We start from the raw sequence: 18,644 nt of genomic DNA on the forward strand, positions 1-18,644 counted from the left end.
TGCCGTTGTACGGCAAGCAGGCCAAGTTCCTGCCCGCCATCGCCCCGAGCCCCGCTGCCCGCGACTTCCGCCTCGAAGTCCACACCCGGTAATCCCTTTCAGGAGCACGTTCCATGTTTGCACGCCTTTCCCTCGCCGCCATCGCCATTGCCCTGGTCAGCGGTTGCAGCACCCCGTCGCCGGTACTCGGCGGCAAGAACATCAGCTACGGCGACAGCAAGGCCGTCGAGCTGGTGACCAACGAGTTCGGCTCCACCGACCTGCAGATGATCGCCGAGAGCATGACCCGGTCCCTGGCCCAGTCCGGCGTGCTGCACGGCCGCCCGGTGGTGCAGGTGTACGACGTCAAGAACAAGACCAGCGAGTACATCGATACCCGCGAGATCACCACCTCCATCAAGACCCAGCTGATGAAGTCCGGCGCCGCCCGCTTCGCCAGCGACAACACCGACATGCAGAGCCAGGTCGACCAGCTCAAGCTGCAGAACCAGAGCGGTCTGTACAAGAAGAAGACCGTGGCCAAGACCGGCAACATGATCGCCGCCAAGTACCGTCTGGAAGGCTCGATCAGCTCGATCGTCAAGCGCAGCAGCGACTACAAGGACGTGTTCTACAAGTTCAGCCTGCAGCTGATCGACGTGGAAAGCGGCCTGGCCGAGTGGATGGACGAAAAAGAAATCCGCAAGACCACGGAGCGCTGATCGATGCGTGCATGGATGGCAATCATCGGCCTGGCCTGCGCCTTCGGCGCGCAGGCGGCCCCCAAGGTGGCGGTGACCGACCTGGCCTACCAGGCGCAGGTGGAGGAATACATCCACACCATCAACGCCCAGAGCAGCGGCCAGGCCGGCATGTATCACGCCAGCGGCCAGTCGAGCTACAGCGAGTACGAGAGCCTTAACAGCTACATCGAGCAGACCGAGCTGCGCAAGTTCGGTGGCGACATCAAGGGTGAGATCCTCAAGACCGGCATGTTCCAGCTGGTCCAGGGCCGTCCTTATACCGCCGACTCGAAGGAAGACGTCTACGACGTGATCCGCCGCATCAAGAATGGCGCGTTCAAGGGTGCCGACTACGTGCTGTTCGGCACCCTGTCGGACATCGACTTCCAGCAGGACATCAACTCGCTGGACCACACCGACAGCTATTCGGCGGTACTGGGCCTGACGGTGGTCGCCGACTTCAGCCTGATCAACACCCGCACCTACGAGATCACCTCGGCGTTCACCGCCATGGGTGAGGGGCAGGACACCAAGCTGGTGAAGGGCCAGGACCGCCGCGTGACGCTGAACCGTCCGCGGGTGGTGCGTGATGTGTCGAAGGCGCTGGGCGAGGATGTGGCGCAGCAGCTGGCCGAGCAGTTGGGCGGTTCGGTGCCTGGGCAGACGAAGCAGCCGCGTGGGCGGGACAACCTGCCGCCGGATGAGCCGGCGCGGGTGCTGAACTAACCCACACAATCCCTGGAGCGGCCTTGTGCCGCTCCTACAGGTGAATCATCAAGGCCTGGCACTGTCCTTCCAGCCGCCACCCAAGGCCAGAAACACCCCTATCTGCCCCATCGCCACCTGGCTGTTGGCCGCCGCCAGCTGCGCCCTTACGTCTGTATAGGTCCGCGTCGCCTGCAGGTCCGCCAGGAACGACTCACGCCCCACCTGGTAACGCAGATGCGTCTGGTCCGCCGACTCCTTGGCCGAACGCTCTGCCTCGGCCAGGGCATCGCGCCGATCCAGCAGCGCGCTGTACTGCGCCAGGCGGGTCTGGGTTTCGCGAATGGCGTTGAGCACCACCCCGTCGAAATGCGCCAATGCCGCCTGGGTCGAGGCTTCGGCCATGCGAATGCGCGCGCGGGTGCCGTTGGTGGGGATGTTCCAGCTTATCTGCGGACCGAAGCCCCAACGGTTGGTGGCCGGCTCGCCGAGGTTCTCGAGGATGCCGATGGTGCCCACCTGGGCGCCGATGCTGATATCCGGGTACAGCGCGCCGGTGGCCACGCCGATGCTGGCGGTGGCCGCCGCCAGCTGGCGCTCGGCCTGACGCACGTCCGGGCGGCGCTTGAGCAGGGCCGCGCCGTCACCGACCGGCACCAGCTGCGACAGGTGGGGCAGTTCGGCGCAATCGGCGGTGCCGGCGGGCAACTGCTCGACCGGCTTGGCCAGTAACGCAGCAAGGGTGTAGAGGCCCGCCTCACGCTCGGCCTTGAAGCGCGGCAGTTCGGCGCGCAGGGACTTGAACTGGGTCTGCGAACGGGTGACCTGGGTCTCGTCGCCACGCCCGGCGTCGCGCAGGCGCTGGGTCAGTTGCACGCTCTGCTGCTGCAGGTCCAGCGACTCTCGGGCGATGTGGTATTCCTCGTTGGCCGAGCACACCTGGGTATAGGCCTTGACCACATCGGCCACCAGGGTGATGCGCGCGGTGTCGGCGGCAGCCTGCACCGCGTCGGCGTTGGCCTTGGCGGCCTCGGTGCCGCGCTTGAAGGTACCCCACAGGTCGAACTGGTAGCTGGCGCTGATGATCGCTTCGCCGATATTGGCCACCGGCACTTTCTCCGGCAGCAGGAACGCTTCGCCGGACTCCTGCAGGCGCTGGGCGCCCAGCTTGACTCCACCGTTGAAGCCCCCCTGGGACTCGGCCACCTCCACCTGGGCGCGGGCCTTGGCGATGTTGGCGGCGGCCACGCGCAGTTCGGTGTTGGCGCTCAGGGCTTGGCGCACCAGCTCGTTGAGCCGTTGATCCTGGTACAACTGCCACCAGTCCTCGGGCACCGGCGCCGAGACCACGCTGTCGGCGTCCTGGCGCAGCGGGCCATTGAGGTCGTCGCGCTGCACGGCGGCGTCCTTGGGCAGCTCGTAGTCAGGGCCGACCATCATGCAGGCCCCCAGGGACAGGCACAGCCCGGCCAGGATCAGCTGTTTCATGGATGCTGGCCCTCGATGATCGACACCGTGGCGGTGCGTCCGGCGATCATGCGGAAGTCTTCCGGCACTTCATCGAAGGCGATGCGCACCGGAATCCGCTGGGCCAGGCGCACCCAGCTGAACGCCGGGTTGACGTTGGGCAGCAGGTTGGCACCGCTGCTGCGGTCGCGGTCTTCGATGCCGGCGGCCAGGCTCTGTACCCGGCCACGCAGTCGGGTGTTGTCGCCCATCACGCGGATCTCCACGGCATCGCCGATATGGATACCGCCCAGCTTGGTCTCTTCGAAGTAACCATCGACATGGTACGAGGCGCTGTCGACCACCGACAGCACCGGACGCCCGGCGCTGACGAACTCGTGGGCACGCGGGGCGCGGTCGTTGAGGTAACCGTCCACCGGGCTGCGCACCACCGAGCGGTCGAGGTTGAGCTGGGCCACATCCACCTGCACCTGGGCCTCGTTCACCGCCGAGCGGGCGCGGGCCTCGCGGGACTGGCTCTCTTCAAGCTGCTCGGCCGCCACCAGGTTGCCCAGCTTGCGGTTGCGCTGCGCCTCGCGGGAGGCCTGGGCCAGGGTTTCCTGGCGCTCGGCCAGGGTCGCCTTGGCCTGGCGCAGGGCCAGGGTGAAGCGGTCCTGGTCGATGGTGAACAGCACGTCACCGCGCTTGATGGTCTGGTTGTCACGCACCTCGACCTTCTGGATCAGCCCGGACACATCCGGGGCGATCTGGATCACGTCGGCACGGATATGCCCATCTCGGGTCCAGGGGGCGAACATGTAGTACACCACCATCTGCCACACGAGCACGGCGGCGAAGGTCACTACCAGCAAGGTCAGGACCACGCGGCCCAGGGTCAGCAAAGGTTTTTTCATGGCAGCATCAGGCTTCGGCAAAAGTGGTCCACCGCGCCAAGCAGCACGGCATAGAGGGCAACGTTGAACAGCGCCCGGTGCCAGACCAGGCGGTAGAAATGCAGGCGCACCAGCACCGCGTGCACCCCGAGGAACAGCAGGTAGGTGCCAAACATCATCACCAGCAGCGTGGGCAGGAACACCCCGCTGATATCCAGTTCACCGATCACAGGGGCGCTCCGTCGAGTCCGGGGGGCAGTTGCGTTTGCTCGGCAGGCTCGAGCATCACTTCCACGCCCGGCAGCAGCGCCAGGCGCAGGCCGCTCAAGGCGTGCAGCAGGTGGGTGCGGGCGTCGCCGCGTTCGTACAATTCGTCCAGGTTCAGCGCCAGGCGCGCACGCTCCATGTTGCGCAGCAGCGCCGCCGGGGCATGCAGGCGCTCGCCGGCACGCAGGCAGGCGGCGTAGTGACTGCCTACCTCCTCGATCACCGTGCGCAGGCGTTCGCGGGCCTCGGCGCCGGCGCGCGACAGGTAGGCCAGCAGGTCGAGCAGGTTCAGGCCCACGCGCAGGTCGCGCAGGGCCACGCCGCTGTCCTGGCCGGTCTGCGACAGGCGCGGCAGGTGCTGCATCAGGCGGTCGAGCATCTGCACGCCGACCTGGCGGTGCTCGGCCAGGGTGGCCGGCGCGGTCATCTCGACGATGTCGCGCCAGGTGAAGCGGGTCATGCGCTTGGCCGCCAGCTCCACGCCGAACGGGCGCACCACCAGGGTCCAGATGAAGGCGAACAGCAGGCCCACGGGACCGGCCAGGTTGGCGTTGATGAAGGTGAAGAAGTCGGCGTCGTAGGCGCCCTGGATACTGATGAAGGTCGAAGTGTTGACGATGGTCAGCAGGGTACCGAGGTAAAAACGCGGCTGCACGGTCAGGGTGCCGACGCAGATGAACGGCACCGCGAAGGCCAGCACCAGCATCGGAAAGTCGTGCAGGTTGGGCAGTACCAGGAACAGGTACAGGCTGGAGAAGATCACCGACATCAAGGTCCAGAAGAAGAACCGGTAGATCTGCGGCGCCGGGTCGTCCATGGCGGCGAAGAAACTGCACGACACGGCGGCGAGGATCACCGCGCTGGCGCCGTCGTTCCAGCCCAGACCGATCCACAGGCCGCAGGCGACGATGATGGCGGTGACGGTGGAGAACACCGAATAGAGCATCAGGCCACGGTCGAAGAACGGCGTCAGACGGCCCAGGCGCCAGTGACGGTAGACCGCGCGCCAGGGCGTGGCGTCGTCCTTGCGCAGGGCGTGCTGCAAGCTGCAGCAGTCCTGCCAGAGATCGGCCCATTCGGTCAGCCGGTAGAGGGCGTTGGACAACAGCAGTTCGGCGCGCTGGTCGATGGCGGCGGCGCCGGGCTGCAGGCGGTCGATCCGCTCGTGAAGGGCGGTCCAGCGCGCCACCGAGGCGCTGTCGGCAGTGCCCTTGAGCCATTCACGAGCAGCATCGAGTACCGGTTTCAACTGGGCGAACTGGGCCGGGGCGCGGCCCTCGAGGGCGATCAGGGCGTCGTCCAGGGCATCGATCACCGGCAACAGGTGGATCATCCGGCCACGCAGCTCACGGGCATTTTTCAGGGTATGCGGGCCGGCGCCTTCGTGGCCGAGCTGGCCGATCATCAATTCCAGCGAGTTGAAGGTGGCAACCATCGCGCCACGCATGCCGCCGACCTTGTCGGCGCTGGCCTCGCGGGCCAGGTAGGTATCGCTGTAGCGGATCGCCTCGGCGAACCAGTTGCCGGTCGCGCCCACCACCACCGGCGCCAGCCGGCGCGGCCAGAAAATCGCGCCGACCACCGCCGCGCAGACGATGCCCAGGCAGATCTCCTGGGCGCGGGACGAGGCAACGTCGAACACCGCCAGCGGGTTGTCGACCACCGCCAGGGCGATCATCGGCAGGGTATAGCCGGCCAGCATCAGCACGTAGTTGTTGGCCGTGCGCAGGTTCAACGAAAGGAACAGCAAGGTGCCGGTCCACAGGGCGATGGCAATGCTCAGCAGCAGCGGAGACTGCACCAGCGGCGGCACCAGTAGGATCGCTCCGCCGGCGCCCAGCAACGTACCCAGGGCCCGGTAAAGCGCCTTGGAGGTGGTGGGGCCGAGGAACGGGCTGGAGACGATGTACACCGTGGCCATGGCCCAGTAGGGACGCGGCAACTGCATGAGCAAGGCGATGTACAGGGCGATCATCGACGCGGCGAAGGTGCGCACGCCGTAGAACCAGTCGCGGGCCGGGGGCACGGAGCTGAAGAAGCCACTCATGGCATCACGCCCGCGGCTTCGAACGCCTGGATCACCCGCAAGGTGGCGTCCAGGTCGGCCTGGTCGATACCGCCGAGCACCTCACGACGCAGGCGCACCAGTTCGCCTTCGATGGACTCCGCCAGGGCGCGCCCCTCGACGGTCAGGCTCAGGGCCTTGGCGCGGCGGTCCAGCGGATCCTCGCTGCGGCAGACCAGCCCGGCCTTGCACAGCTGGTCGAGCAGGCGCACCAGCGACGGGCTTTCCAGCCCGGCCGCCTGCGCCACTGCCACCTGATGCACACCGTCGCCCAGGCGCACGATCATCAGCAGCGGCACGGCGCAGGCTTCGGAAATGCCGTAGCCGGTCAGGGCGCCCTGGCAAAGGCGCCGCCAATGACGGGCAGCGACGACCATGCCGCTGCTGATTTTCAGGTGCAGTGCGTCGAGGGACATTTGGGAACCGAAGATATTCATAGTTTGCTAACTATCAATATACGCCCTGCCCTACCCCTGTCGTCAACCAGGGGTGACGGAGGGAAACGATGAAAGGTTGTTCATCTACCCGCGATCTGGCCGGATAACACGATCCCTGGAGCGACCGGTCCGACGCCTCGGCAAGGCCGCTCCAGGGATCGCGCTGAACATTGCCTCACGGCTGGATCTGGTCTTCCAGCTTCATGGTCAGCGCCAGGGTGCTGCCCATCTGGATGGCCTGGTCGCGCCAGCCGAGGTAGCGCGCCGCATCGCGACTGCTGAAATGCACCGCCAACTCCTCGGCCGCCTGCATCACGCCAGTCGCCGCCGCCAGCTCCAGCCAATACAGCCCGGCCTTGGTGTCCGCCTCGACATACACCCCATGCAACAAGCGGTAGCCCACCTCGAAGCGGCAGCGCGTCTCCCCGCGCTGGGCGCCACGCAGGAACCACTGGTACGCCTCGAGCGGGTCGACCTGCCACACCTGGTCGCCCTCGCACACCTCTTCTTCGTACAAATCTCCCAGCGCCGCAGCGGCATGCACCATGCCCCGCTCGAAGGCATGCCGGTAGTATTCGGCCGCGTTGGCGTAGGAGACATCCACACCCTTGCCGAAATAATGCTGCTGGCCAAGGTTGAACCAGGCCGCGGCATTGCCCTGCAGCGCGGCCATGCGCAGCAGGTGGCCGGCCAGCACGGTGTCGCCGCGCCAGTACTTGCCGTTGAGCCAGATCCAGCCCAGGTCATTGAGCGCCGCGACATTGCCCAGCAAAGCCTGGCGGCACAGGTCGTGGTAGACCGCCTGCAGGTCGACCGCCTCGTCCAGCCGATCGGCCAGGCCGAAACGCTCGCCGCTCAAGGCCTGCTGGCTGGGCATGCCGACCCCGGCGAACAGCCTGTGGCGCTGTCCGGGGCGTGCCGGAGCCGGGACGATCCGCTCGGGGAGAAGCCGGGCGAGCAGCGAATGGATATTGCTGGCGGCAGACATGTTCATCCTCATTGAACGACCCACAGCTCCAACCTCCACTGTGGTGAGGCGTGATTCTGCGCGATGCCACGACAAAACCTGTCGCGAACGAATTGATCCCAGGCAACCAATTGCATCTTCCTTGATCTGAGCACGCTGTGGCCAATTGCCATGCCCTACCCGTGCCGCCATCCTATGCCGGCAAGCCTAGACAAGGACGTTTCCTTTTGCCGTTCGCCACCACCCGCGCCACCCTCAGCCGCCAATGGGCCTTGCTCCGTCAATTGCCCAGCCGCTCCCCCGGGATCACCAGTGCCGAACTGGTGTGGCGCCTGCGTGACGTGGGCTTCACCGTCAGCAAGCGCACGGTCGAGCGCGACCTCAACGAGCTGTCGCTGATCTTCCCGCTGGAGCGCAACGACAAGAGCATCCCGTTCGGCTGGCACTGGTCGGCCAATGCCGGTGGCGAGCTGCGTGGGAATTTCGACCTGCAGGGGTACCTGCGCGGCGATACGCTGCAGCCAGGGCAAGGGGAAGGGGTCGAGTTGCAGGCATGGATCAGCGACCTGCTGGCCCGCCGACTGCGCGAAGCGCCGTTGACTGCCGACATGCAACTGACTGCCCTGGAACAGGGGCACCGGCTGCGGGCGACGGTGGCGGACGGCTGGCCCCTGCGCTGGTGGTTGCTGAGCCAGGGGGATGGGCTGGTGGTGGAAGCGCCGCAGGCGCTGCGCGAGGAGATTGCGCGGACGCTGGACAGCGCTGCGGCGCGGTATCGGAATTGAGCTCCGCGAGCCCTAGCGCTGCATCCCCCACCGCCGCACGGTCAGCCGCTCCAGGGTGTTGAACACCAGCCCCTCCACCAGCAGGCCGATAAGAATTACCACCGCCAATCCGGCGAACACCTTGTCGGTATACAGCTCGTTGCGGTTCTGGAAGATGTACCAACCCAGCCCGCCCTTGCCGCTGCTGGCGCCGAACACCAGCTCGGCGGCGATCAGCGTACGCCAGGCGAAGGCCCAGCCGATCTTCAGCCCCGACAGGATCGACGGCAGCGCCGCCGGCACCAGGATATGCAGCACCAGGCGCAGGCCGCGCAGCCCGTAGTTGCGCCCGGCCATGCGCAGGGTCTCGGACACGCCCAGGAAGCCCGCGTAGGTGTTCAGCGCCAGCGCCCACAGCACCGAGTGCACCAGCACGAAGATCAGGCTGTTGTCGCCCAGGCCGAACCAGAGCAAGGCCAACGGCAGCAGGGCGATGGCCGGCAGCGGGTTGAACATCGAGGTCAGCGTGCCCAGCAGATCGCGCCCCACTTGCGTCGAGACGGCGAGGCTGGTCAGGCCGAAGGCCAGGACGATGCCCAGCACATAGCCTTTGAGCAGCACCACCAGCGATACGCCGACCTTGGCCGGCAGCTCGCCGCTGAGCAGCCCGTCCCACAACGCGCTGGCGGTCTGCAGGAAGCTCGGCAGCAGCAGGTCGTTGCCGGAATAGCGGGCAACGGCCTCCCAGACCACCGCAAGCAGTACCAGGATCACGGCCTTGCGCAGCCAGCCCTGTTGCCACAAGCGTTGCACCAGCGGCAGCTCGCGCTCCAGCGGCACACCCGGCAGGGGTTGCAGCTGCACTTCGTATTCCTGGCGTACAGGTGTCGTCGTCATGCCCTGGCTCCCGTCAGTAGGCGATACGGATATCGTTGAAGCCCAGATCGTCCGCTGGCGTCGAGGCATCGGCCTCGTCGAACAACAGCCGGTGGATACGCCGGGCACTGGCCTGGAAATCGCTGGCGCCGAGGCTACCGAGGTCATACTGGTGGCTGTGCACCTCGGCCCGCACCCGCCCGGGATGCGGCGACAGCAGCAGGATGCGATTGCCCACCACCAGCGCCTCTTCGATGGAGTGGGTGACGAACAGCAGGGTGAAGCGCACCTCCTCCCACAGCAGCAGCAGCTCTTCCTGCATCTTGCGCCGGGTCAGGGCGTCGAGGGCGGCGAACGGCTCGTCCATCAGCAGGATCTTCGGCTGCGTGGCCAGTGCCCGGGCGATGGCCACGCGGGCCTTCATGCCACCGGACAGGGTGTGCGGGTAGGCGTCGGCGAAGGCGGCCAGGCCGACTTTCTCGAGGTAATGCAGCGCCCGCTCCTCGGCCTCGGCGCGCTTGAGCTGGCCGGACACCAGCAGCGGGAACATCACGTTCTGCTTCACCGTCTTCCACGGCGGCAACTGGTCGAACTCCTGGAACACCACGATGCGGTCCGGCCCCGGGCCGCGCACCGGCTGGCCCTGGAGCAGGATTTGCCCTTCCCGTGGCTCGATGAAGCCGGCCACGGCCTTGAGCAAGGTGGACTTGCCGCAGCCGGACGGGCCGAGCAAGACGAAACGGTCGGCGCGGTCGACCTCGAAACTGACCTGGTGGGTGGCCCGCACCACGCGCTGGGCGGTGCGGTATTCAAGGCTCAGGTTGTCCACCGCCAGCAGCGGTGGGGTGGCGACACGGCTCAGGTTGCTGGCCGTGTGGCCTGGCAATGGGGCGGTCATCGGCGTTCAGCTCCCCTGCAACGGGCGTTCATCCTGGAAGAAGTAGTCCTTCCACGATTCAGGCTTGTTCTTGATCGCGCCGACCCGGTAGAGGAACTCGGCCAACTTGTAGGTGTTCTTCGGCGTGACGGTGAATTCGTACTGCGGGTTGTCGATCAGCTTGATCAGCGCCTCGCGGTCGATCTTGGCCTTGGTCACGCGGATGTAGGTGTCGGCGGCGCCGGCCTTGTCCTTCTGGGCATAGTCGGCGGCCTCGGCCAGGGCGTCGACGAAGGCCTTGTAGGTCTTGGGGTTGTCCTTGCGGAATTTCTCGGTGGCGAACAGCAGGGTCGGTGAGTTGGGGCCGAGCAGGTCGTAGCTGTCGAGCACCACGTGCACGTTCTTGTTGGCCAGCACCTGGTCCTGGAACGGAGGGTTGGAGAAGTGCCCGTTGAGCTCGGTGCCGCCGGCCAGCAAAGCCGCGGTGGCGTCCGGGTGCGGCACGGCCAGGGTGTACTTGTCGAGGCGGTTGTACTCCTTGTCGCCCCACTGCCGGGCGGCGGCATACTGCAGGAAGCGCGACTGCACCGAAACGCCCACCGCCGGAACGGCGATACGGTCCTTGTCGGAGATATCGGCGATGGTCTTCACATTGGGGTTGCTGCTGACCAGGTAGTACGGGAAGTTGCCCAGCGAGGCCACGGCCTTGACGTTCTGCCGGCCGCGGGTTCTATCCCACACCGTGAGCAGCGGCCCGACACCGGCGCCGGCGATGTCCACCGAGCCGGACAGCAAGGCGTCGTTGATCGCCGCGCCACCGGACAGCTGGGCCCAGTCGACCTTGATGTCGAGGCCCTGCTCCTTGCCGTGCTTCTCGATCAGTTGCTGGTCGCGCACCACATTGAGCAGCAGGTAGACGATGCCGAACTGTTCGGCGATGCGGATCTGCCCTTCGGCATGGGCCACGGTCGGCGCCGCCAGGCTGCCCAGACCCAAGCTGGCGCCCAGGCCGATACTTGCCGCCAGGCGGCTGATGGATTTGCGCATGATGTGTTTCCTCAGTCGTCAGAACGGGGCATCGCCCTGGATGGTGGTGCGGTACAGCTTGCGGCGCAGGTGCGCGGGGCAACCGGTGGCCAGGTGGATCAGCGAGCGGTTGTCCCAGAACACCAGGTCGTGGGGCTGCCATTGGTGGCGATAGATGTTCTGCTCCAACACGCTCAAGGCGTACAGCTGTTGCAGCACGTCGCGGCTTTCGTCATCCGGCAGGCCGACGATGCGGGTGGTGAAGCCTTCGCTGACGAACAGCGCCTTGCGGCCGTTTTCCGGGTGGGTACGCACCACCGGATGGATAACCTCCTGGACCTGGGCCAGTTGCTCGGCGGTCAGCGTCGGGCGCCAGTTGCCTTCAAACTTGGTCTCGGCGTAACGGGCGGTGTAGGAGTGGGCGGCGCTGCGGCCCTCGACGACCCGACGCAGGGCCTCGGGCAGCGCGTCCCAGGCCTTGTGCATGTCGGCGAACAAGGTGTCACCGCCTTCGCTGGGCAGCTCCTGGGCGTGCAGCATCGAGCCCAGGCTCGGCAGCTCCTTGTACGACAGGTCCGAATGCCAGAACTTGCCGGCATCGCCCAGGCCGACGTTGCGGCCGTCCTCGACGATATTGGAAACGATCAGGATCTCGGGATGGCCGGCGAGCAGGAACTGCTTGAGCACATGGATCTGCAGCTCGCCGAAACGGCGGCTGAAGGCGATCTGCTGTTCGGGGGTAATGCGCTGGTCGCGAAACACCAGGACGTGATGGTCCAGGTGGGCGCGGTGAATACGGGTGAAATCCTCGGCATTAACCGCACGGGCCAGGTCGAGGCCGATGATCTCGGCACCAACGGCGCCGGGGAACGGACGGATGTCGAAGGTTTGCGGCAGGGCGCTGTCGATGGTCGACAAGGCGTTCGAGGCGGCTGGCATTGTTCACTCCCACGCAGTGCGCGACTTCAGGGCGCGCAACGATCGGAAACGCACGGGGATTGCCCGTGTGGGTTCGAGTCGTGCGGCGCGCCGATTGGTCGGCGGGTACGCAGTGGGGTGACTATAAAGTCATAAGAACAGGATTTTAAATACCGTTACGACATATCCATATGAAGGAGCGGCCTTACCGAGGCCGCTCCCACAAGATCGATCAGCGCTCGCGAAGCGCCTCGCTGCGGGCCTTGATGATCGGCTTGAGCAGATAGCTCATGATGGTCTTCTTGCCGGTCATGATATCCACTGTCGCCACCATCCCCGGGATGATCAGCAGCGGCTTCTCGTCCGTGCCCAGGTGGCTCTTGTCGGTACGCAGCTTGATCAGGTAGTAGGTGGTCTTCTTGTCTTCGTCGGTGATGGTGTCGGCACCGATCTGCTCGAGCTTGGCCTTCATGCCGCCGTAGATGGTGTAGTCATAGGCGGTGAACTTGACCGTGGCTTCCTGGCCCGGGTGCAGGAAGGCGATGTCCTTGGGCAGGATCTTCGCCTCTACCACCAGGGTGTCGTCCAGCGGCACGATCTCAATGATGTCGCTGCCCGGCTGGATCACCCCGCCGATGGTGTTGACCAGCAGTTGCTTGACGATGCCGCGCACCGGCGAGGTGACCATGGTGCGGTGCACGCGGTCGTCCAGCGCCTTGCTGGTGGCGGTGGCCTTGTTCAGCTCGGTGCGGGCCTCGTTGAGCTGGGTCAGCGCCTCGCTGCGGAATTTGCCGCGGGTCTCCTCGATCTTGCTCTCGACTTCCTTGATCGCCGCCTCGGCACGGGGGATGGCCAGGGCGGTGGAGTCCATCTGGCCACGGTTCTCGACCTCGGCGCGACGCAGGCGCAGCACCTCGACCTGGGAGATCGCGCCCTGGGCCACCAGCGGCTCGGACATCGCGATTTCCTGGCGCAGCAACTGCAGGCTGTTGGCGTACTGGGCGCGCTTGGAGTTGAACTCGCGCAGCTCCTGCTGCTTCTGCACCAGTTGCTGCTGCAGGCCGCCAAGCTCGTCCTGCAGTTGCTGGCGACGGCTCTGGTACAGCGACTGTTCGTTGGCGGCCTGGCTTGGCGCGGCCTTGCGCAGCTCTTCGTCGATCTGCAGCGGCTTGTCCTCGACCTCGGCCGTCAGGCGCTGCACGCGCAAGGCCATGGCCAGGCGCGAAGCCTCGGTCTCGTCGACGTTGGAGGCGAAGCGGGTTTCGTCCAGGCGCAGCAGCGGCTGGCCAACCTCGACGATCTCCCCTTCCTTGGCGAAGATTTCGGCGACGATGCCGCCCTCGAGGTTCTGGATTTTCTGCACCTTGGACGACGGGATGGCCTTGCCCTCCCCGCGCGTCACCTCGTCGATGGGCGCGACACTGGCCCAGATGATCAGGAACAGGAAGAACGCGATCACGCCCCAGATGGTCAGGCGCACCACCCGTGGCGCGTCCTCGATCAATGCCTTGTTGACCTCGGGTAGCGGCTGGCCGGCCAGCGACTCGGAGCCCTTGAAGTAGCGGCGCAGGTTGTCCTTGAAACGCCCGATATCCAGCTTATGCAACACTGATCTGCCCCTTCTTCAGCGCATCCATGACGGCGGCTTTCGGGCCATCCGCGACAATCTGTCCACGATCGATGACGATCAACCGGTCCACCAGCGACAGCAACGACGCCCGGTGGGTGACCAGCAGCACGGTCTTGTTCTCGATCACCGCGGCCAGGCGCTGCTTGAGACGCTCCTCGCCGGTGTTGTCCATGGCGCTGGTGGGCTCGTCGAGCAGCAGGATCTGCGGGTTGAGTAGCAGCGCGCGGCCCAGGGCGACATTCTGCCGCTGACCGCCGGAGAGGTTCTGGCCACGCTCGCCGACCTGCAGCTCGTAGCCGTCGGGGTGCAGCCGGGCGAACTCATGCACGCCGGCCAGTTCCGCAGCCTGGAGAATCAGTTCGTCCTCGATGTAGCGGGCACCGCTCACCAGGTTGTCGCGCAGGGTGCCGGCCAGCAGCTGGATGTCCTGGGGCACGTAGCCGATGTTGTGGCGCAGTTCGCTGACGTCGATCTGGCGGATGTCCACACCATCGACCAGCAGCGAGCCGTTGTCCGGTTCGTACAGGCCCACGATCAGCTTGGCCAGGGAACTCTTGCCCGAGCCGCTGCGGCCGATGATGCCGATCTTCTCGCCCGGGCGAATGTTCAGGTTGATGCCCTTGAGCGCCTGGTTCTGCTGATTCGGGTAGGTGAACTCGACCCCACGGAACTCGATGGCGCCCTGCAGCACCTGGCGGCTCAGTGGGCGCTCTTCGAAGTTGCGCTCCTGGGGCAGTTCCATCATCTGGTCGGTGGCGACCATGGTCACCTTGGCTTGCTGGTAGCGGGCCAGCAGGCCGTTCAGCGAGCCCAGCGGGCCAAGGGCGCGACCGCTGAGCATGTAGCAGGCCACCAGGCCGCCCATGCTGAGGTTGCCGTCGATGATCAGGTACACGCCCACGCAGATCATCGCCACGCCGGCCAGTTGCTGGATCAGCGCGGTGATGTTCATGGCCAGGCCCGACAGTACCTTCACCCGCAGCTCCAGGCGGCTCAGGGTGCCGAGGGTCTGCTCCCACATGTACTGGCGCTCGCTCTCGGCGTTGTTGACCTTGACCGCATCCAGCCCGGCGAGGGTCTCGATCAGGCTCGACTGGCGCTCGGAGGCCAGGGCCATGGTGCGCTCCATGGTTGCCATCAACGGCTTCTGCAGGGCATAGCCGATGCCCAGCGCCAACGGGAAGGCCAGGATCGGAATCCACACCAGGTGCCCACCAATGATGGCGATGACCATGAGGATCAGGAAGGTGAACGGCAGGTCGATCAGACTGGTCAGGGTCAGCGAGGCGAGGAAGTCGCGCAGGCCCTGGAACTCGTGGATGTTCTGGGCGAAGCTGCCGACCCGTGCCGGGCGGTACTTCATCGACATCCCGACGATGCGCTCGAACAGCGTCGCCGAGATGATCAGGTCGGTCTTCTTGCCGGCCAGGTCCAGGCACAGGCTGCGCAAGCCTTTGAGAATCAGGTCGAAGACATAGGCACCGGCAATGCCGATGGCCAGCACCCACAAGGTCGAGGTGGCCTGGTTGGGCACCACGCGGTCGTACACGTTCATCACGAACAACGGCGCGGCCAGGGCAATCAGGTTGATCACCAGACTGGCGGCGATGGCATCGATGTACAGCCACTTGCTACGCAGCAGGGTGTCGCGGAACCACGAGCGCGCGCGCGGGATCAGGTTGCCGTGGTTGACGTCGAACTTGTGCTGCGGCTGGGCGAAGAACACCTTGCCGCTGTAGTCGCCCTGCAGCGCCTCACGGGTGACATGCACCTCGCCACCGTCGCTCTCGCTGAGCAGCAGGCGCGCGGTGTCTTCGTTCTCCCAGCCGAGCAGGACGGCGCAACGGCCTTCCTTGAGCAGCAGCATCGCCGGCATGGCGATGCTGGGGATCTGCTCGAGCTTGCGCTGCAGCAGGCGCCCCTGCAGCCCGGCACGGGCGGCTGCACGGGGCAGCAGCTCGGGGGTCAGGCGCTGCGAGGGCAAGGGCAGCCCGGTGGTCAGCATGGCCCGGCTGGCGGGCTTCTGGTGCAGGACACACAGGGTCAGCAGGCTGTCCAGCAGCGGGTCGTCATGCTGACTGCGTGGATCGTGGCTGAGTTGGACTCGACTGACTTCGGATTCCACGCGGCGCTCTCTTCATCCTTGCGGGGTAGGTTCAAGGCGCCTTTCAGTTCATGCCTGGCAGGTTCACCTTGGGTTTCAGGTCGTTCTGCACAACGGACGCCATCGGTGCTACGACACCCTGGCTCTTGAGCAGCTGACCAATGGTCGCCTTGATTCGATACTGAGTAAACATTTGCGTGTTTTTCACCTCTACCAGACGGCGCTGGGCGGTGAAGGTTTCATTCTCGCTGTCGAGCAGGTCGAGCAGGGTTCGCTCGCCCAGGCCGAACTGCTGCTGGTAAGCGCTGCGCACACGGTTGCTGTGATCGACGTACTGCTGGGCGATCGGCACCTGGGCGTTGGCGTTCTCCAGAGCATTCCATGCCAAGCCTAACTCCTCATTGAGCTGGCGCAAGGCGTTGTTGCGAATGTCCAGTGCCTGGTTGGCCAGGTACGACTTCGATTCCAGGTCGGCCTTGTTGCTGCCACCGGCGTACAAATTGAAGTTCATACGCAGCATGGCCTGCCATTCGTTGTTGTGGCCGACGGCGCCGTCGAGGTTGTTGTCGGCCGTTCGTCCGAGTTCGGCATCGAAACGTGGATAGAACGTAGACTTTGCCGCTTCGTATTGCTTCTCGGCGGCGGCGATGTCCGACTCGGCCGAGCGCAGGATCGGACTTTGCTCGACCAGCTGGTGGCGGGCCTCGTCGAGGGTGGCCGGCAGCAGGTCGACAAATGGCGCGGGCGTGCTTAACTCGTCGGGCATTTGTCCGACGACGCTCAGGTAGTTGGTGTTGGCATCGGCCAGGTTGGTCTGCTCGGTGATCAGGTTGTTGCGGGCTTGGGCCAGGCGCGCCTCGGCCTGGTCGAGGTCGGCCAGGCGGCCGACGCCGCGGCTGGTGCGCAGCTTGATCTGGTCGAGGATGCGCTCGTGGTTGCGCAGGTTGTCTTCGGCCAGGCGCACCATCTCGCGGCGCGACAGCACGTCCAGGTAGACCTGGGCGACGGTCAGCGCGGTGCGCTCGGAGGTCCCCAGCAGGGAGTAGGCGCGGGCGTTGACGGTGGCCTGTTGACGGCCGACCTCGCTGGAGGTGGCGAAGCCGTCGAAGACCATCTGCCGCAGGCGGATGGCCGACTCGCCACGGTTCAGGGTCTCCCAGCGGTTGCGGGTGCTTGGGCTGTCGGTGCCCTCGCGACCGTAACCGGCGGTCACGTCGACCCGCGGCAAATAGCCGCCCTGGGCAGCGCGCAGCTGATAGTCCGCAGCCGTGCGGGCGTTCACGCCGGCCTGGATTTCCGGATGGACCTCAAGGGCCTTCTGCATGGCTTCGGGCAAGGTTTGTGCTTGAACGAATGTGGCGGCGAGAGCGAAAGGAAGAGCGGTGAACAGTGACGCACGCATTTTTACTGGTTCCCGAGAGAGCTGTTGTCCCAAATCACAGCCGAAGCCGTGCCTGCCTTGGAAAATGGCAAACCCTGATCTTGTATGTAGGAAGCTTCCGAATAGGCAGTGCGATTAATACGAAAGAAAGGGCTTTGCTGGCCAAATATCAATGTGACATTACCTTGGCGATTGTTTAGGATGGCAGCCAGAAGGTCAATAGTTTGGCATAAACTTAATAGCCAGAAATTATAGACGTAAAATTGACGCAAATCAGCGTCAAAAACATATTTGAAACATTCCATCAGTCGCCGCCTCGAACGCCGGCCAGGCATGGAAGCCAACTGAACAGGTAGCCCGGAGAGTCCAATGAGCACTGTTGTCGCCATCGTCAAAAGCATTGTTGGCCAAGTCATCGCAGTTTCCCCAGAAGGCATCCGGCGCGTACTGATCGAAGGCGATCGCCTGCTGGCGGGCGAACAGGTAGACACCGGCGCGGGCGGCGCGGTCACCCTGGAACTGGCCGACGGCCGTGTGCTCGACCTGGGCCGCGACACCCAGTGGAGCGCCGATGCGCCCGACAGCAGCATCGACCTGAACCAGGCCACCGGCCAGGCAGCGCCCTCGGTCGAAGAGTTGCAACAGGCCATCGCCGCCGGTGCCGACCCGACCACCGAGCTGGAAGCCACCGCAGCTGGTCCGGCCGCGGCAGGCGGCGGTTCGGTCGGCGGCGGACACAGCTTCGTCCTGCTCGAAGAGACCGCCGGGGTGGTCGACCCGACCATTGGCTTCCCCACCGGCCCTATCGGCTTCGCCACCGGCCTGGCGAACGAGGAACTGGGCGGACTGGACGGCAACGCTGCCGGCACCAATACGACCAACGTCCCGCTCACCACAGGGCTGACCCTGAGCGCCACCCCCACGATCACCGAGGCGGGTGGCGTCATCGTCTATACCGCCACCGTCGGCCAGCCACCGCTGACCAACCTGACCGTGACCCTGTCCAACGGCGCCGTCATCGTGATCCCGGCCGGCCAGACCACCGGCACCGTCAACGTCAACATCCCGGCCAACGACACGCCCTACATCGATGGCGGCCAGATTTCCGCGACCATTACCGGCACGACTGGCGGTAACGGCCTGATCGTCACGCCGAGCACCACCCCGGCGGTGACCCAGGTCACCGACACCATCGACACCACCACCGCCACGCTCACCGCCACCCCGAGCGTCACCGAAGGCGGCGTGATCACCTATACCGTGACCCTGACCAACCCGGCCCAGACCCCGGTCACCGTCACCCTGTCCAATGGCCAGACCGTCACCATCGAGGCTGGCAAGTCGTCCGGTAGCGTCGACTTCCAGACTCCGGCCAACGACGTCTACAACAATGGCAGCACCGTCAGCACCACGATCACGGGGGCAACGGGTGGCAACTTCGAGAAACTGGAGCCGAACCCGGCACCTGCTGAAACCAAGATCAACGACTCGGTCGACACCACCACCGCCACGCTCACCGCGACCCCGAGCGTGACCGAAGGCGGCGTGATCACCTACACCGTGACC

General features: G+C 65.5%; 18 protein-coding genes and 1 pseudogene. 5 read left to right on the forward strand and 14 right to left on the reverse strand.

Going from position 1 to position 18,644, the window contains the following annotated elements; all coding sequences use genetic code 11:
- The 3 genes and pseudogenes from CC207_RS27940 to CC207_RS22475 all read left to right on the forward strand — a co-directional run.
- Window positions 1-92: pseudogene (locus tag CC207_RS27940) on the forward strand (DUF1425 domain-containing protein); the annotation flags it as partial.
- Window positions 93-113: 21 nt separating this feature from the next.
- Window positions 114-701, forward strand: a complete 588-nt coding sequence (lpoB, locus tag CC207_RS22470) for a penicillin-binding protein activator LpoB (protein ID WP_028689243.1) — start codon at window positions 114-116, stop codon at window positions 699-701.
- Between the two features lie 3 nt (window positions 702-704).
- Window positions 705-1,448, forward strand: coding sequence for a hypothetical protein (locus CC207_RS22475; protein WP_028689244.1), 744 nt, complete (start codon window positions 705-707; stop codon window positions 1,446-1,448).
- Between the two features lie 48 nt (window positions 1,449-1,496).
- Here CC207_RS22475 and CC207_RS22480 read toward each other — a convergent pair whose 3' ends face one another.
- From CC207_RS22480 to CC207_RS22505, 6 genes are all read right to left on the reverse strand, one after another.
- Entirely contained in the window at window positions 1,497-2,915 is a 1,419-nt protein-coding gene (locus tag CC207_RS22480; protein WP_028689245.1) for an efflux transporter outer membrane subunit, read from the reverse strand.
- Window positions 2,912-3,787, reverse strand: a complete 876-nt coding sequence (locus CC207_RS22485) for an HlyD family secretion protein (RefSeq protein WP_028689246.1) — start codon at window positions 3,785-3,787, stop codon at window positions 2,912-2,914. Before CC207_RS22485 ends, CC207_RS22480 begins: the two co-directional genes overlap by 4 nt.
- Complete coding sequence (locus tag CC207_RS22490; RefSeq protein ID WP_016392395.1) at window positions 3,784-3,996, reverse strand: DUF1656 domain-containing protein; 213 nt, start codon at window positions 3,994-3,996, stop codon at window positions 3,784-3,786. Before CC207_RS22490 ends, CC207_RS22485 begins: the two co-directional genes overlap by 4 nt.
- A complete protein-coding gene (locus CC207_RS22495) occupies window positions 3,993-6,080 on the reverse strand; it encodes an FUSC family protein (RefSeq protein WP_088852786.1) in 2,088 nt (695 codons plus the stop codon). The genes CC207_RS22490 and CC207_RS22495 overlap by 4 nt, the downstream gene beginning before the upstream one ends.
- Window positions 6,077-6,514 carry a MarR family winged helix-turn-helix transcriptional regulator gene (locus CC207_RS22500; protein WP_028689248.1) on the reverse strand — a complete coding sequence of 146 codons (438 nt, stop codon included), beginning with the start codon at window positions 6,512-6,514 and terminating at the stop codon, window positions 6,077-6,079. Before CC207_RS22500 ends, CC207_RS22495 begins: the two co-directional genes overlap by 4 nt.
- A gap of 196 nt (window positions 6,515-6,710) precedes the next feature.
- The gene (locus tag CC207_RS22505) at window positions 6,711-7,523 is read right to left on the reverse strand and encodes a tetratricopeptide repeat protein (protein WP_028689249.1); all 813 of its coding nucleotides are present in this window, start codon (window positions 7,521-7,523) and stop codon (window positions 6,711-6,713) included.
- A gap of 206 nt (window positions 7,524-7,729) precedes the next feature.
- Between CC207_RS22505 and CC207_RS22510 the strand changes: the two genes are divergently transcribed.
- On the forward strand, window positions 7,730-8,287 hold the full coding sequence (locus CC207_RS22510; protein WP_028689250.1) for a WYL domain-containing protein: 558 nt from the start codon (window positions 7,730-7,732) through the stop codon (window positions 8,285-8,287).
- A gap of 12 nt (window positions 8,288-8,299) precedes the next feature.
- Here the strand turns inward: CC207_RS22510 and CC207_RS22515 are convergent, their stop codons facing one another.
- The 8 genes from CC207_RS22515 to CC207_RS26885 all read right to left on the reverse strand — a co-directional run bounded on the left by CC207_RS22515 (window position 8,300) and on the right by CC207_RS26885 (window position 17,383).
- Window positions 8,300-9,163 carry an ABC transporter permease gene (locus CC207_RS22515; RefSeq protein WP_088852787.1) on the reverse strand — a complete coding sequence of 288 codons (864 nt, stop codon included), beginning with the start codon at window positions 9,161-9,163 and terminating at the stop codon, window positions 8,300-8,302.
- 13 nt (window positions 9,164-9,176) lie between these two features.
- Window positions 9,177-10,040, reverse strand: a complete 864-nt coding sequence (locus CC207_RS22520) for an ABC transporter ATP-binding protein (RefSeq protein WP_028689252.1) — start codon at window positions 10,038-10,040, stop codon at window positions 9,177-9,179.
- 6 nt (window positions 10,041-10,046) lie between these two features.
- On the reverse strand, window positions 10,047-11,066 hold the full coding sequence (locus CC207_RS22525; RefSeq protein WP_062362644.1) for an ABC transporter substrate-binding protein: 1,020 nt from the start codon (window positions 11,064-11,066) through the stop codon (window positions 10,047-10,049).
- Between the two features lie 18 nt (window positions 11,067-11,084).
- The gene (locus CC207_RS22530; protein ID WP_069016486.1) at window positions 11,085-11,984 is read right to left on the reverse strand and encodes a TauD/TfdA family dioxygenase; all 900 of its coding nucleotides are present in this window, start codon (window positions 11,982-11,984) and stop codon (window positions 11,085-11,087) included.
- A 211-nt stretch (window positions 11,985-12,195) separates the two neighbouring features.
- Window positions 12,196-13,572, reverse strand: a complete 1,377-nt coding sequence (locus CC207_RS22535; protein ID WP_028689255.1) for an HlyD family type I secretion periplasmic adaptor subunit — start codon at window positions 13,570-13,572, stop codon at window positions 12,196-12,198.
- Window positions 13,562-15,718: a type I secretion system permease/ATPase gene (locus CC207_RS22540; RefSeq protein ID WP_028689256.1), complete on the reverse strand. Its 2,157-nt coding sequence runs from the start codon at window positions 15,716-15,718 to the stop codon at window positions 13,562-13,564. Before CC207_RS22540 ends, CC207_RS22535 begins: the two co-directional genes overlap by 11 nt.
- A 43-nt stretch (window positions 15,719-15,761) precedes the next feature.
- Window positions 15,762-17,099 carry a TolC family outer membrane protein gene (locus tag CC207_RS22545; protein WP_028689257.1) on the reverse strand — a complete coding sequence of 446 codons (1,338 nt, stop codon included), beginning with the start codon at window positions 17,097-17,099 and terminating at the stop codon, window positions 15,762-15,764.
- Window positions 17,100-17,101: 2 nt separating this feature from the next.
- Window positions 17,102-17,383, reverse strand: coding sequence for a hypothetical protein (locus tag CC207_RS26885; protein WP_139121047.1), 282 nt, complete (start codon window positions 17,381-17,383; stop codon window positions 17,102-17,104).
- Window positions 17,384-17,447: 64 nt separating this feature from the next.
- Here CC207_RS26885 and CC207_RS27945 point away from each other — a divergent pair.
- A partial coding sequence (locus CC207_RS27945) for a retention module-containing protein (protein WP_256582247.1) occupies window positions 17,448-18,644 on the forward strand: 1,197 nt, incomplete at its 3' end.

Origin of the sequence: Pseudomonas sp. DrBHI1, assembly GCF_002205115.1 — a bacterium.
Classification (GTDB): domain Bacteria; phylum Pseudomonadota; class Gammaproteobacteria; order Pseudomonadales; family Pseudomonadaceae; genus Aquipseudomonas; species Aquipseudomonas mosselii.